This window comes from uncultured Aliiroseovarius sp., from assembly GCF_947492455.1.
GTDB lineage: Bacteria > Pseudomonadota > Alphaproteobacteria > Rhodobacterales > Rhodobacteraceae > Aliiroseovarius.
Map to the genome: position 1 here is coordinate 295,885 of NZ_CANLNB010000004.1, position 14,509 is coordinate 310,393.

Here is a 14,509-nt window from a genome sequence, read left to right on the forward strand (position 1 = left end):
AAAGCCCCTTGAGACCGCGGGCGAAAACCCCATATGCAGCTGATATCATGCCATTCTCCTAAAGAAGGTCCGCCCCATGACGACCCCGGTTCTTTCCCTGCGCGACGTGCGCCTGACGCTTGGCAATAATGCAGGCCGGACCGAGATCCTCAAGGGCATTGACCTAAATGTGACCACCGGCGAGACCGTGGGGCTTACCGGGCCGTCCGGCTCGGGAAAATCCTCGCTTCTGATGCTGATGGGCGGGTTGGATCAGGCCACAGGTGGGGCCGTTCATGCGCTGGGTCAAGACCTTGGCGCGATGAATGAAGACCGGTTGGCGCGGTTCCGGCGCGACCACATGGGGGTGGTGTTTCAATCCTTCCACCTGATCCCCACAATGACCGCAGTGGAAAACGTCGCGACCCCTTTGGAACTGGCGGGCGTATCCGACGCGTTCGACCGCGCCACGCAAGAGCTTGAAGCCGTAGGCCTGTCCCATCGTCTGCATCACTATCCCAGCCAGATGTCTGGCGGCGAACAGCAGCGTGTCGCGCTTGCCCGCGCCGCGGCCCCCCGTCCCGAAATCCTGCTGGCCGACGAACCTACCGGCAATCTGGACGGGGCGACCGGGGCGGCGATCATGGATCTTCTGTTTGGCCTGCGCGACCGTCATGGCTCGACCCTGATTCTTGTCACCCACGCGTCCGAACTGGCCGAGCGCTGCGACCGCGTGGTTCATATCCAAGACGGGCGGCTTGCATGATCCAGAATGTAGCAATGGCGTGGCGCCTAACCCGGCGCGAGCTGCGCGGCGGGATCAAGGGCTTCCGCATCTTCCTTGCCTGCCTGATCCTGGGTGTCGCCGCCATCGCCGCCGTCGGTTCGGTGCGCGAGGCGTTGCGCGCGGGGCTCTCCAGCCAAGGCGCGGTGCTGTTGGGGGGCGATGCCTCGATTTCCTTCACCTATCGCTTTGCCGATGAGGCCGAGTTGGCCATGATCACTGACGCGGCCGAAGATGTATCCGTTGTCGCGGATTTCCGATCGATGATCGTGCTGGGCGAGGAGCGCGCCTTGACACAGGTGAAGGCCGTCGATGACGCCTATCCGCTCTATGGCACGGCGAAATTGGATCCACCCATGCCGATGGCGACGGCGCTGGACGGTATGAACGGGCAGCCGGGGATCGTTATGGATGATCTGCTGATTGACCGTCTGGGGCTTCAGGTCGGAGACAGCCTGATGCTGGGCGAAATCCCCTTCGTCCTGATGGCCGAGCTGGTCAGCGAACCGGACAACGCCACCGGCGGGTTCGGCCTTGGCCCACGCTCGATCCTGCGGCGCTCGGCGCTGGAGGGATCTAGCCTGCTTTCCGAAGGCACGCTGTTTGACAGCCACTATCGCCTGCGCCTGCCGGAAGGCGGTATCGGCCCCGCCTATGGTGCGCTGATGCCGGATCTCGAGCCCAACGGCGCGCGGTGGCAAGACGCCCGCGACGGCGCGCCCGGGATGCGCCGCCTGATCGACCGTCTGGGTGCGTTTCTTGTGTTGGTCGGACTGGCTGGGTTGGCCGTCGGAGGTGTCGGTATCTCCGCCGCGATCCGGTCTTATCTGGACGAAAAAACCGGCACCATCGCGATCCTGCGCGCGCTTGGCGCCGAACGCCGTGTGATCTTCCTGACCTATTTCCTTCAGATCGGCATCCTGACCCTTCTGGGCCTTACGCTGGGCGTGATCCTTGGTGCGTTGATCCCGGCACTTCTGGTCCCCGTCATCGCGCAATCGCTACCCGTGTCGGCCGAGCTGACCGTCTATCCCCGCCCTCTGGCCGAGGCCGCGCTGTACGGTGTCCTTGCGGCGCTCCTCTTCACCCTCTGGCCGCTCGCCCGCACGGAAGAGGTCAAAGCCGCGGATCTGTTCCGCGACGCGGCCCTTGGTTCAAACCGCCTGCCGCGTCCGCTGTTCATCGGGCTCTGCGTCGCCATTCTGGCGCTGCTGGTCTGGGTGGCCGCGCGGTTCTCGGGCATGGCGCCCTTGGCAATGTGGAGCTTCATTGGCCTTGGCGGTGCCTTCGCCACGCTGGTCCTGACGGGCATCGCCGTGAAATACGCCGCCCGCTGGCTGGGCCACCGCCAGATCTTGCGTCGTGTGCCGACACTGCGCATGGCCTTCACCGCTGTCGGCGGCCCGGGGGGCGAGGCTGGGGCGGTGGTCCTATCGCTTGGTCTTGGGCTGGCGGTACTGGCCGCCGTCGGGCAGATCGACAACAACCTGCGCGGAGCGATCTCGCGAGACCTGCCGGACGTCGCCCCCAGCTTCTTTGTCGTAGACATCCAGCCCGACCAGATCGACGCCGTCAAAGCCCGCCTAGACGGCGATCCCTTCGTCAGTCGTATCGACACCGCCCCCATGCTACGCGGCGTGATCACCCAGATCAACGACCGCCCCGCGCGCGAGGTGGCCGGCGGTCACTGGGTCATCCGGGGTGATCGGGGGTTGACCTATTCTGCCCAGCCCACCCGCACGACGGTGGTCGAGGGCGAATGGTGGCCCGAAGACTACCAGGGCCCGCCCCAAATCAGTTTCGCCGCCGAAGAAGCACGCGAGATGGGGATCGGCATCGGAGACCAGTTGACCATCAACATTCTGGGCCGCGATATCACCGGTGAAATCACATCACTGCGCGAGGTGGATTTCAGCCAAGCGGGCATGGGCTTTATCCTGACCATGAACCCCTCGGCGTTGGCCGGGGCACCGCACAGCTATATCGCCACGATTTATTCCAAGCAGGAAGGCGAGGCCGCAATCCTACGAGACCTCGGCAATGCCCACCCGAACATCACCCTGATCTCGGTCCGTGATGCGATCACCCAGATCACGGGGCTGATGGGGCAGGTGTCTGCCGCCATCACTTATGGTGCGCTCGCCACGTTGGTCACCGGGTTTGTGGTGCTCATGGGCGCCGCCGCTGCGGGGGAACGTGCCCGCACCTACGAGGCGGCGATCCTGAAGACCCTCGGCGCAACCCGCGCAGGCATCCTTGTGAACTTCGCCATCCGTTCGGCCGTTTTGGGTGCCGCTGCTGGTCTGGTGGCCGTGGTCGCTGGCGGCATCGCTGGCTGGGCCGTGACCCACTACATCATGGAAGAAAGCTTCGCGTTTGACCTGCCCAATGCCCTTGCGATCGTGTCTGGCGGCGTCCTCGCCACCGTCCTCGCGGGTCTTTTCTTCGCCTACCGCCCGCTATCCGCGAAACCCGCCCGCGTCCTGCGCGCCCGTGAATAACCCCGCATTTTCTTGTCATATATATCCCGGGGGAGCCTGAGCGGACATCGTCCGGTCAGGCGGGGGCAGCGCCCCCTTTACCCCAGCAGCTCTTTCAACACCAAAGCCATCACACCCGCACTATCGATCATGTCCTGCACACCGACCCATTCGTCAGGCTGATGCGCCAAATCCAGAATGCCCGGCCCATAGGCGATGCAGTTCTTCAGCTTACCGATCCGGTCGATATGCTTCTGGTCATAGGTGCCCGGGCTGACCACATAAGACGGCTGCGCACCCAGCACCTTCTCGATCGCCGCCGCGGTCGAGGTCACCACAGGCGCGTCCTTGTCGGTCATCGTTGGGATGACCTCGTGCATGTCGCGGATTTCGTACTCGAAATTGGGACGTTCGGCGCGGATCGCTTCCAGCATCCGGCTGACCTCGGCCTTCACCTCGGTGATGTCCTCTTCCATCAGAAAACGTCGGTCGATCACGATGCGGCAGCGGTCGGCCACACAGGGCGCGGGTAGGCCGGTGAAGCCGGGGTCTTGCTCTGGCTCGCCACCGTGGATCGAGTTGATGTTCAGCGTCGATTGCTTCGCACCTTCGGGCACAACGGGCATATCCGTGTGCTTGGTGGCCAGAAGCGGGAACAGGTGGCGTTCCATTTCCTCCAGCACTGCGCCCATGTGGCGAATGGCGCTGTCGCCAAGGAACGGCATGGAACCGTGGGCAATCCGCCCCTTGGTTTCGATTTCAGCCCACCAGACCCCGCGATGGCCCAGACAGATGCGGTCTTTGTTTAGGGGTTCCGGGATGATCACATGCTGTACGCGGTCCGGGTTGAAATAGCCCTTCTCGGCCAGATAGGCGACACCGCCATAGCCGCCGGATTCCTCGTCGGCTGTGGCGCTGATTTCCACCGCACCCGCATGGTCGGGATAAAGTGCCACAAACGCCTCGGCTGCGATGATCGACGCCGCCAGTCCGCCCTTCATATCGCATGCTCCGCGCCCATAGACCTTGCCGTCTTCCAATTCGCCGCCAAACGGGTCCTTGGTCCAGCCGTGACCCACCTCGACCACATCATGGTGGCTGTTGAAATGCACACAGTCTCCCGGGGTTTCGCCCTCGTGGCGGCAAATCACGTTCCAGCGGGGATAGTCCACACTGTCCCCCGGTGTGCCCTCGGCGCGGATAAGTTCGACCGTCCAGCCCTGCGCGCCCATGCGTTCGGCGATATAGGTGCAGATCGTGCGATATTCGCGCCCCGGAGGGTTCAGTGTCGGGATGCGGATCAGGTCTTGGGTCAGCCGGATCAGGTCATCCTGACGCCGCGCGATTTCGGTCAGAAGTGGGTCGATTTTGTCGGTCATGCCAAGACCCTAGGCCCCCCACGCGCGCATCTCAATGGCAGAGTTTCCCCCCGTCGAATTTCGCCGAAAACGCGAAGGAAAACGCTGTTGCGGGTCTTTAAATCGCGGTAAGCTCAACCTAAATGCTAATGTAACAGTGATTAACATCTTTCGCGCGGGCAACAAGACCTGACCGAAGATTTGGTGGATAGAAGGAGGGCACATGTCCAGTTTTGATAAGCAGATTCGTGAAAGCCAGACGCAAGTTGAAGAGGCGCAGGCCAAAATTTCCGAACTGACCACACGGATCGAAACCGCGCGTGCGAAAGCGGCCAGCGGCGAAGATATCTCGATCGACATTGAAAACGCGACGCTGGACGACGTGCACGCCCACACCAAAGCGATGAATGCCAACATCGCCGAGCTGATCATGGGACTGGACGACGTGACCTCGGGCTTTTCAACCGATTTCGACCAGATGCGGTCGAAGACGGGCTGGGAAAGCTTTGTGGGCATCTTCTCGAAAGCGAAATCGGAAAGCATGCGTCAGGAACGGATGCGCACGGCGTCCATCGACGATAAGTTGCAAGAGCTGATCGCGCAGTCCGACAGCATCGTGAACCTTCTGGAAGGCCAACTGGCGATGCTGAACGAGCAGAAGGAAAAGGTGGGCGCGAACCTGTCCACCACGCTGGACGAGCGCGAAATGACCGTAGGCGAGCTGGAAAGCCTGCGCGCCGAGATTCTGGGTATGGACCCCAAGATCATCGAGCTTGAGAACAAGATCGCCAACGAACAGGACGCCGCCAAACGTACGCAGCTTGAGACTGAACTGGCCGATCTAAACAGCCAGTACAACGAGATGGTGCAGGAAGAGCAAGTGAAGCTCGCCAAATCGCAGACGTTGGAGCGCTATATCGAGAAGGGCAAAACATGGGTCGACAGCTTGCAAAACCAAGCCGCGACGCAGATGGTGTTGATCAACAAGCTGCAGACAGACACCAAGCAGCGCGTGGTGCTGTATGATGCGCTGACCAAGTCGTTGAAAACCGCGCAGCAGCAGGATGTGGCGCACCGGATCAACGAGATTGGCGTCGAAACCGACAAGGAAGCCCAAGCCGCGATGGCCGCGATTGGCACGGCGACGAACCAGCGCATGGCCGATATGATGGAAGCCCACGAAGACCAGATGGTCTTTGCCCGTGACGTGCTAGAGCAGAAAGCCAAAGCCGACGAACGCTTCGCCCGCCGCTTCGCCGAGATCGTCGAGAAGCACGACAAGAACCTGTATGGGGGCTAAGGTCTTTCGCCCGGCGGACACGCCGGGCAGCGCCCGACCCTCCCCACGGGAGGGCGCTTCGCACCCACCCAGGGTCAGGCGCCACCCTTTTCGGTTTGATTGGAAGTAATGACGAACGACATCAAAACCTCCGAACGTGCCTCGGCCGGTTTCGCCCCGCGCGACCATGCCGAACTGACGGACACGCAGATCACGCGGCGGTACTTCTCGAAATTCGAGAAGATCACCGCGCATTTGGCCCGTGTGGCGGGGCAGATGGAGGTCGAGGGCAAGCTGAGCCGCGACGAGGTCGATGTGCTCGCGCGCTACCTGATCAAGCTGGGTCTCAGCTTCAAGGCGCTGGCGAACAAGTATCACATGTCCGAAACGGCCTATGGGTTGGGCGGGGCGACGCTAACCTTTGATCGCCGCGACAGCGGGTTTCCGATCCATGCGGAGCTGTTGCAGATGGCCTCGGACGCCGCGCAGGCGGGCACGCATCTGAAGGGCATGGCCTCGGTCGAGGACCTGAAAAGCCAGATGGTTAGCCAGATCGTCGGCGATCTGACGGTCCCGAAACGGCTGCAATACGCCCTGTCGCAGCGGCTTTATTACGAAGAGCTTCAGCGCGGTGATCTGTTCTGGCCGCAGATGCATCCCGACGTGATCTGGCGCCACAACAAGGGCGAGGGCCGCGATCCCCGCCGCGTCTATCTGGCCCATTGGGCGGTCTATGATAGCGAGGTGAACCTGCCCACCATCTATCTGATGGAGCTGGAAGACACCGGCCGTACCGCGCTGCCCAAAGACGAACGCCGTTGGCCTCAGGTTCAGTCGCATCTGATGGCGCAGTCGATGGCGGGGCTTCAGCTGGTGACCATCGCCACCGGGTTCGACAAGGATTTCGACGACCTGCACCCTAAACGCCTGCGCCGCTTCCATGTCGGCCCGATGTACAGCCACACCTTCACCCGTCAGACCGGCCCTCTGCGCGAGGTGTTGGAGCAGGCGAAAAGCCCGCCCGGTGAAGACTGGGCGCTGGCCTGGACCGTAGAGGAGCTGAAAAGCGCATCGGTGAAGCAAGAGAAATCCGGTTGGTTCGGCAAGGTCGAACGTCAGGTCTTCGCGCTCGACCCGTTTGCGGGCGCGGGCTCGACCATCGGTGCGACCAGCATGGAACGCGCCATCATCATGCCCGAGCGCCCCTTTCAGGTGCTGGCCGAAAAGAACCCCGCCGGGTTCCACGACGTACGTAAATTTGTTGTCAGCCCGGGTGGCCGGGTTCTGTCCTACCGTTGATTTAGGAGTATTCGATGTCTTTACCCGCTGACCTGATGGAGCTTCGCGAAGAAGAAATCCGCGCGCATTACGTGGCCGCTGCGGGGCATCTGGATGGGTTTGATCACACGCCCCGGATCGCCAAGCCGAAGGACGCGCCCAAGGCGGAACGCAGCCCGGGTATCGGGCGCGCGCGGCGGTTCCGGTCGACCACGCCGGGGCTGGTGACACGCTCCACCGCGCGGCCCGAAGGAGTACATCTGGTCGAACGGATCGAAAGCTCGGACGGGGATGATCTGCTGGTCTCTCCCATGCAGGCGACCGTCCTACACACCCTGCGCCGCGCCATCGCGATTGCGCTGGCGGTGGGTGAGGGGTTCGCGGAGCAGACTGAACTCGCCGCTCTGCGTCGCGCAAACCTTGAAGGGCGTCTGGGCGCGGACAAATCCACTGCCTTCTCGGAACTCCTGACCGCCGAAGCGCTGATCGTCCTGTACGTCTTCGGCAACGCGACCTCGTACCTGCTGGCCGACCACGCCAGCGAAACCCCGATCGAGGTCGGCGCGGTCGAGGAAATCCTGACCGACAACGCGCCCCTTGCCCTGAACGGGGCGCTGTGGGAGCTGGATCAGGAACTGGCCACCTTCGTGACCTCGGAAGACAAGCTGGTCCCAACCGTTCTGGCCTTCGTCGAACAGTTGATGGAGAAGGTTGCCCTGCGCGCCCAAACCGCTAGCCATCTTGGTCCGTTCACCTCGGCCAACTACCGTGTCGAGGCCGATGATCTGACCATTTCCGGCTTCACGCCGTCGCGCGCGCATCGCGGGTCAAAGATCACGATGACCTTCAAGAAACCGAACGAGGTCGTGGGTAACCACATCGCCAAGTACCAAGCGATGAAGCTGGCCAAGATGCTGATGGCCTATGACTTCGACCGCAAGCTGAACCCGTTCGCGGAACTTGGCGGCTTCATCTTCACCTTCATGGGCGACGGCAAGCCGGGCACCGGGAAAACCACGCTGATCCAGATGATGGCCGGGCTGATCAATGACTACTGCGCGGTGGCGGGCTATCCGTTCCGCTATCAGAACTTCGGCATCGACAATATCGACAGCTATCAGGGCAAGTCGGGCCAGAACGCGAAGGCCTTCATCAACAATGTGCTCGACCCCAATGTGATCGGCTTTGGCACCGTGGATGACATTGACCAGATCGCGGGCAAGCGCGGGGATCGCCAATCCAGTGCGGGCCAGCAAGAGGTCACGGCGGTCCTGATGGAAAGCTTCGCGGGCGCCAACACCGTGGTGCGCGGCAATTGCACCTTCGGCATGTTCTCGAATTACCCCGAGAATGTGGACGACGCCCTGCGCCAACGCGCCGGCGCGCGCTTCTTGGTGGACGGTCCCCAAACGCGCGAGGACTATATCGACATCCTGCATCTGCTCATGGGTAAGAACCACGACATCCCGCTGGGCAAGCATGATCTGTACGGTGCGCAGGAAATCAAATCCGCCGTCGCGCGCAGTTTCGAGGCGCATAACAAGCCGCAGGAATCGGGGCTGATGAACGTGTTCGACCGCGTGCATGCCAAGATCGGAGAACTGGATGACATCGCCAAAATCGGCACCTATCTGAAGGGCATTCAGGAGGCCGACCCGCGTTTCACGGGCCGCTCGATCAAGAACATCACCGACGCGGTGAAAGTCCGCGCGATGGACTTTGAACTGCCCGACGAATGGATGGAAAACCCCGAGCTGTTCTTGGTCAAAGACTATGACACCAAGAAAGACATGATTTCTGAGCTGCGCGTGCCCATCACCACCGACATGGTGATCCAAGAGGTTAACCGCTACGCCGATTCAGAATTCCGCTATGCCGACAAATCCGACGAGGTCGCCATCGAGGCGATGGTCCGCGACTTCGGCCGTCAGGAAGAGGCGAAGAAGCGGTATTTGGAGGGGAAGTGAATGTGGACTCTTCCTGAGACCCCTGATGTGATCGTCGCGTTCGGGACGCTTCTTGCTGGCTCAGCAGCAGTATGGGGCGCATATTCGGCGCACCGTGGGGTCGATGCGTGGAAGAAAGAGAAAAGATGGCAAAGTGATCACGAGCTAGCTCGTAAAATCCTGATGCTCATCTTCAGGCATCGGGACGCGCTTGCAACAGTTAGGCACCCAGCAATTTGGAGTGCGGAAACAAAAGAAGCGATGGCAGGGAAAGAAGCGTTTTCAGACTACAGCGAGAAACGCTTTTCGGAAACCGCCGCCGTCTACGAGAGGCGTTGGGACAAAGTAACTGAGGTCCGTGCGGAGCTGTACCCAGCTTTGTTGGAAGCGGATGTGATTTGGGGGTCTACACTCAAGGATCTCGTCGCTCCTGTTTTCGAGCTTGAGTTTGAGCTGAAGATTGTTTTGCAGACTTACCTTAGGGCGATTAATCCAAACGGTTCCGAAGCGACTAGGGAAGTCGCACAACAGTCTCTCAGAGAGAAACGCGACATTATGTACGATACGCTAAGCGAAGATGATGAATTCAGAAGGGACTACGAGAAAGGCCAACAGCCGTTGGAAATACTCCTACGAGCAAAAATGGGAGGCGCAACATGAAACGCCTCATCCAACGCGGCCTCATGTTTGGCAATCTGATCCGGGTCGACAGCCCGGCGCTGATCGAGCGGTATAACCGTGCGCTCAAGGGGCTGGCGGGCAAACAGACGAAGCTGAAAGAGTTCCACATCGATATTTCCGGCTTCTCGCCCGAGATCGGGGAAGAGTTCAAAGACCCGCTCTACCTCAACCCCAATGGCTGCAACCGGCAGTTTATCATTCTGACGGTGGACCAAAAGAAGGCGCCGCTGTTGGGTGCCATGTTCTCGACCTCGCGCGGCATCCTTCGCCAGTTCATTGCGGATAACGAGGCGAAGCTGTTCGCGCTAACTGCCCATGACGCGGTGGCGGGCGAGTTGATGAACTCGGTCTATGACATTTCGGATCCCGCGCGGCTGTTCGACATTCGCAAGATCCTGATCGAGGCCGACACGACCCAAAGCCACGTCAAAAACGCCCGCGAACTGGCCGAGAAGATCGACCATTTCCAGACCGCCGAAAACGCCTGGTATGACGACGATCTGATCGCCGAGATGATTGAACTGGCCCGCGAAACCGGGGACGTGACGCGCGTTCCTGTCGATCTGGGCGTGCAAGAATTTGAGCAGGGCAATTTCTGGACCGTGCATTTTGGCGGGCTCTACATCTTCCGCGATGTGGAAAGCCCTTGCGTGGTGGTCTCGGGCGACAAGGACCGGATGGAGCGCTTCCCGCGTCTGCCCGTCATCGACACGACCGAACCCAACCGCATCGCCAGCTTCCTGCGCAAGAACGATCTAGTCGAGCCTTTGGTGAAAGAACGCGGCGCGTCGGGCGCACGGATCCTGCGCCAGAAGATGGAGTTCATTTTGGTGGACGCCGCGACCTCGGCCGGGATGGAGCTGGGCGACATGTCCTCGCGCACTTTGCGGCACGTGGCGCAGCGGATGGGGCGTAACCTGCCGCAGGCTTTCCACGGACTGGCCGCGCTGGTGCGCTGGGCTGAAGCGGGTGGGCAGTGGCCCCGGATCGACAGCCGTCACCCGGCCTATTTCTACACTCTGCGCGCGCGGCCTGATCACCCGGACCGCGACCTTATAAACCAATTGCTGTCCGAGCTTGCCCCGATGGACTTCCGCCAACTGTTCATCTGCCACAAGGAACTCTTCTATGCTTCCTACGCCACATGGCCGGACGAAAAGCGCGAGTTTGTGGCAGAATTCCTGCATCGTGACTATATGGCTAATAAGGCCGGTGCCCGTGATAAGCTGTTTGGCGGGCGCAAAGACGCGCTGAAAGTGCCGACGACAACGCGCAAACGCACCCGCGAGCAAGTGATTGAAATGGTTGGCCCTTGGGGTTCGGTGAAAGGAAGATAGGGATGGGATTTCTACGACTGATCATTTTCGGCTTTATCGGGCTGAGCATCATCTATGTGCTCGTCAGCCTGTATTCCCGTTCGGTCCGTCTGGAGAAGCTCGAAGAGCAATGGGCCGAAGAACATCCCAACGGCAATGAAAGCGACCGCGAAGCGTGGTTGCGCGAGGGGATGGAGGACTATCAGAAAAGCTTCCGCCCGAAGCTGATTTTGCTGGTTTATGTGGTGCCCGCGCTGCTGGTGCTGCTGTCGATTATACTTATTAACTGAGGTTCAATATGCGCCGTTTCCGTATCATCATCCGCAGCCTAATCGCGCTGATCCTGTTTGGCGTGCTACATTACACGCTGCCGCAACATGACGTGGTGCGTGTTGTGAACACCTATCAGGAACGTCAGGATCTGGACGACTGGACCCGGATTTTCTGGTCGAAACCGGATGACCAATCCGCGGGCCTGATCAACCGTGATGTGCAGTTTGTGCAGACGGTGAAAAAGAAGACCTACCTGCTGGGCTTCATCCGCACGGATGCGGAAGAGGTGATGGTCTATCGCAACGAAGACACCGGCTGGTCTTGGCCGTTCTATTTCAAGTTCGATACCGCCAGCTTGCAGACCGAGGTCGACGATTTGCGCTCGACCGCCGAGGAGCCCAAATGGGCGGTGATCACGCATTATGGTTGGCGGAACGAGCTGATCTCGGTCTTCCCCAACGCGGTCGGCATTCGCCCCGTGGCTGGGCCGGACGTGACGATCATCCCGTGGTTTAACATCGCGTTCTTCCTGTTCCTCGCTGTGGCTGTCGGCTTTGCGCGCGCGCTGTGGGTGCAGTTCCGCCAACGCTCGATCGACCCCGCGCTTGAGGACGCAAGCGAGGCGTGGGACGCCGTAGATGCCCGCGCGGATGAGGCCAAGGGCCGCGTATCCCGTTGGCTGGGGACGTGGCGCAAGAAGAAGTAAGTGCTTCCGCTGGAATGAAAAAAGCGCCGCGCGAGGGACCCTCACGCGGCGCTTTTTGATTTATCGGCTGGGTTACTCGCCGTAGGGCACCCAGACGGTTTTGACCTCGGTCGCGTGGCTTAGGAACTCGCGGCCTTCACCTGCGGCCCCCATCCAGTCACGCGCGTGGGCGTTGTTGACCCAGCTGCGTTTCAGATTGCCCGCACTTTCCAGCTCGACCGTGGCCGAGATGTCGGCGCCCGAATGCGACCAGACCGCATCCACGCCCAAGTGACCGGCCAAGGGTGCGGCCAGCGTGGCGTGATCTCCGGTGACGATGTTCACCACGCCGCCGGGGACGTCCGAGGTTTCCAGCACTTGATAGAAGTCGGTAGCCGCCAGCGGGAAGGGTTGTGACGCTGCCAGCACCACGCGGTTGCCCATCGCAATCGCTGGTGCCATCAAGGACACCAGTCCAAGCAGCGGCGCCTCGTCCGGGCAGAACCCACCGATCACGCCGACCGGTTCGTTCATCGCCAGCGCCACGCCGCGCATCGGCACGGGTTTGGCGGCGCCGTCGAACTTGTCGGCCCATGCGGCATAGGTGAACAGACGCGAGATGGCCGCGTCGACCTCTTTTGCGCCGCTGCGTCCGCCCGTCATGGCGTCGATCCGGGCGGCGAACTCACCTGCACGGGCCGAGAGGTTTTCGCCGATGTAATAGAGGATCTGCGCGCGGGCATGGCCGGTGGTCTTGGCCCAGCCGCTTGCTGCCGTCGCGGCCTCGACCGCGTTGCGGATGTCCTTGCGGTTGGCGATGCCTACATGGCCCAGAAGGGCGCCGGATTTCGACCAGATTGCTTGGCTATAGCCTCCGTCCGGGCGTGCCTGCTTGCCGCCGATATAGAATTTGGCGGTGCGGTCCAGCGCGTCGACTTTGGCGTCTTTCGGCGCGGATACGGGGGCAATCGGCTTCAACGCAACCGATTTCCCGCGCGGCTTGGTATAGGCCTGCAGCCCTTCCCATCCGCCTTCGCGCCCAAAGCCGCTTTCACGCACGCCTCCAAATCCGGCAGCGGCGTCAAACATGTTGGTGCCGTTTACCCAGACCACGCCAGCGACCAGTTTCGGGGCGATGTCCAACGTCAGGTTCACGTTCTCGGACCAGACAGACGCCGCCAGTCCGTAACGAGTGTTGTTGGCAATTTCGACCGCTTCAACCGGGGTGCGGAAGGTGGTCGCGGCCAGTACGGGGCCGAAGATCTCTTCCTGCATCAATGTGGATGCCGAGGACAGCCCGGTGATCAGCGTGGGCGGATAGAAGCAACCCTGATCGGGAAGCGGGCAGGGGGCTTGGTAAAGCTCGCCCTCGCTGGCACCGGCATTCACCATATCGGCGATCCGCTGGTGCTGGATCGGGTCGACCACGGCGCCCACGTCGATGGATTTGTCCAACGGATCACCAATGCGCAGCTTGCCCATGCGGGCCTTCAGCTTGGCATAGAACCGATCCGCGATGCCTTCCTGAACGATCAGGCGCGAGCCTGCACAGCAGACTTGGCCCTGATTGAACCAGATCGCATCGACCAGCCCTTCGACCGCTGAATCAAGATCCGCGTCGTCGAAGACGATGTAGGGCGACTTGCCGCCCAGTTCCAACGTCAGGGACTTGCCCGATCCGGCGGTCGCGCGGCGGATTTGGCGACCTACATTGGTCGAACCGGTGAAGGCGATCTTGTCGATGCCCTCATGCGTCACGATGGCTTCGCCCACGCGCCCGTCACCGGTCACGATGTTCACGACACCTTTGGGCAGACCGGCCTCGTCACAAATCTGCGCGAACAGGAGTGCGGTCAGCGAGGTGTATTCCGCAGGCTTCAGCACCACCGTGTTCCCCATCGCAATCGCGGGCGCGATTTTCCACGCCAGCATCAGAAGTGGGAAGTTCCATGGGATGATCTGGCCGCAGACGCCCAGTGCCTCGCGATCCGGCAGTTCGGCGTCCTGAAGCTGCGCCATGCCAGCGTGGTAATAGAAATGCCGCGCGACCAGCGGAATGTCGATGTCGCGGCTTTCGCGGATCGGCTTGCCATTGTCCATGCTCTCGAGCACAGCAAAGAGGCGCGCGTGCTTCTGCACCAGACGTGCCAGCGCATAGAGGTATTTTGCGCGGGCATGGCCGGGCAGCGCGGCCCAGCTTTTCTGTGCCTTGCGCGCGGCAATCACCGCCACGTCTACATCATCTGCGCTGGCCTGTGTCACCTGCGCCAGAACCTCGCCCGTCGCCGGGTTGCGGCTGTCGAACAACTCGCCCGGCTTGGTCATCGCGCCATTGATATAGAGGCCAAACGCGCCGTCGCGCGCCGCGATCCACTCCAGCGCTTCGCCCGCGCTTTCCGGGGCCGGGCCATAATCCATGCTGTCGAATTTTTCTTTCACGGTCATGTCTT

General features: G+C 61.3%; 11 protein-coding genes. 9 read left to right on the top strand and 2 right to left on the bottom strand.

All coding sequences use genetic code 11. The features are described from left to right. Positions 1-76: 76 nt before the first annotated feature. Positions 77-745 (top strand): ABC transporter ATP-binding protein, encoded by a 669-nt coding sequence (locus Q0677_RS11390; RefSeq protein WP_298909810.1) that lies wholly within the window; start codon positions 77-79, stop codon positions 743-745. Beyond that, entirely contained in the window at positions 742-3,264 is a 2,523-nt protein-coding gene (locus tag Q0677_RS11395) for an FtsX-like permease family protein (RefSeq protein ID WP_298909812.1), read from the top strand. Before Q0677_RS11390 ends, Q0677_RS11395 begins: the two co-directional genes overlap by 4 nt. A gap of 77 nt (positions 3,265-3,341) precedes the next feature. Here the strand turns inward: Q0677_RS11395 and Q0677_RS11400 are convergent, their stop codons facing one another. After that, entirely contained in the window at positions 3,342-4,622 is a 1,281-nt protein-coding gene (locus Q0677_RS11400) for an acetylornithine deacetylase/succinyl-diaminopimelate desuccinylase family protein (protein ID WP_298909814.1), read from the bottom strand. A 202-nt stretch (positions 4,623-4,824) separates the two neighbouring features. Here Q0677_RS11400 and Q0677_RS11405 point away from each other — a divergent pair, with 202 nt between their 5' ends. From Q0677_RS11405 to Q0677_RS11435, 7 genes are all read left to right on the top strand, one after another. Further along, on the top strand, positions 4,825-5,901 hold the full coding sequence (locus Q0677_RS11405; protein ID WP_298909816.1) for a hypothetical protein: 1,077 nt from the start codon (positions 4,825-4,827) through the stop codon (positions 5,899-5,901). Between the two features lie 108 nt (positions 5,902-6,009). Next, positions 6,010-7,179 (top strand): hypothetical protein, encoded by a 1,170-nt coding sequence (locus tag Q0677_RS11410; RefSeq protein ID WP_298909817.1) that lies wholly within the window; start codon positions 6,010-6,012, stop codon positions 7,177-7,179. 14 nt (positions 7,180-7,193) lie between these two features. Further along, on the top strand, positions 7,194-9,125 hold the full coding sequence (locus Q0677_RS11415) for an ATP-binding protein (RefSeq protein WP_298909819.1): 1,932 nt from the start codon (positions 7,194-7,196) through the stop codon (positions 9,123-9,125). Beyond that, positions 9,126-9,764, top strand: coding sequence for a hypothetical protein (locus Q0677_RS11420; protein WP_298909821.1), 639 nt, complete (start codon positions 9,126-9,128; stop codon positions 9,762-9,764). Next, the gene (locus Q0677_RS11425; protein ID WP_298909822.1) at positions 9,761-11,122 is read left to right on the top strand and encodes a DUF6638 family protein; all 1,362 of its coding nucleotides are present in this window, start codon (positions 9,761-9,763) and stop codon (positions 11,120-11,122) included. The genes Q0677_RS11420 and Q0677_RS11425 overlap by 4 nt, the downstream gene beginning before the upstream one ends. Before the next feature lie 2 nt (positions 11,123-11,124). Next, positions 11,125-11,391 (top strand): hypothetical protein, encoded by a 267-nt coding sequence (locus Q0677_RS11430; protein WP_298909823.1) that lies wholly within the window; start codon positions 11,125-11,127, stop codon positions 11,389-11,391. An 8-nt stretch (positions 11,392-11,399) separates the two neighbouring features. Further along, positions 11,400-12,080: a DUF1523 family protein gene (locus tag Q0677_RS11435; protein WP_298909825.1), complete on the top strand. Its 681-nt coding sequence runs from the start codon at positions 11,400-11,402 to the stop codon at positions 12,078-12,080. 72 nt (positions 12,081-12,152) lie between these two features. On the opposite strand, the gene Q0677_RS11440 is transcribed toward Q0677_RS11435, so the two are convergent. Then, a complete protein-coding gene (locus Q0677_RS11440; RefSeq protein ID WP_298909827.1) occupies positions 12,153-14,504 on the bottom strand; it encodes an aldehyde dehydrogenase family protein in 2,352 nt (783 codons plus the stop codon). Positions 14,505-14,509: the final 5 nt, after the last annotated feature.

Excerpts from the sequence above, each read along its gene's own strand:
- Q0677_RS11390 (WP_298909810.1), top strand. The coding sequence starts at position 77 with ATGACGACCCCGGTTCTTTCCCTGCGCGACGTGCGCCTGACGCTTGGC.
- Q0677_RS11395 (WP_298909812.1), top strand. The coding sequence starts at position 742 with ATGATCCAGAATGTAGCAATGGCGTGGCGCCTAACCCGGCGCGAGCTG.
- Q0677_RS11400 (WP_298909814.1), bottom strand. The coding sequence starts at position 4,622 with ATGACCGACAAAATCGACCCACTTCTGACCGAAATCGCGCGGCGTCAG.
- Q0677_RS11405 (WP_298909816.1), top strand. The coding sequence starts at position 4,825 with ATGTCCAGTTTTGATAAGCAGATTCGTGAAAGCCAGACGCAAGTTGAA.
- Q0677_RS11410 (WP_298909817.1), top strand. The coding sequence starts at position 6,010 with ATGACGAACGACATCAAAACCTCCGAACGTGCCTCGGCCGGTTTCGCC.
- Q0677_RS11415 (WP_298909819.1), top strand. The coding sequence starts at position 7,194 with ATGTCTTTACCCGCTGACCTGATGGAGCTTCGCGAAGAAGAAATCCGC.
- Q0677_RS11420 (WP_298909821.1), top strand. The coding sequence starts at position 9,126 with ATGTGGACTCTTCCTGAGACCCCTGATGTGATCGTCGCGTTCGGGACG.
- Q0677_RS11425 (WP_298909822.1), top strand. The coding sequence starts at position 9,761 with ATGAAACGCCTCATCCAACGCGGCCTCATGTTTGGCAATCTGATCCGG.
- Q0677_RS11430 (WP_298909823.1), top strand. The coding sequence starts at position 11,125 with ATGGGATTTCTACGACTGATCATTTTCGGCTTTATCGGGCTGAGCATC.
- Q0677_RS11435 (WP_298909825.1), top strand. The coding sequence starts at position 11,400 with ATGCGCCGTTTCCGTATCATCATCCGCAGCCTAATCGCGCTGATCCTG.
- Q0677_RS11440 (WP_298909827.1), bottom strand. The coding sequence starts at position 14,504 with ATGACCGTGAAAGAAAAATTCGACAGCATGGATTATGGCCCGGCCCCG.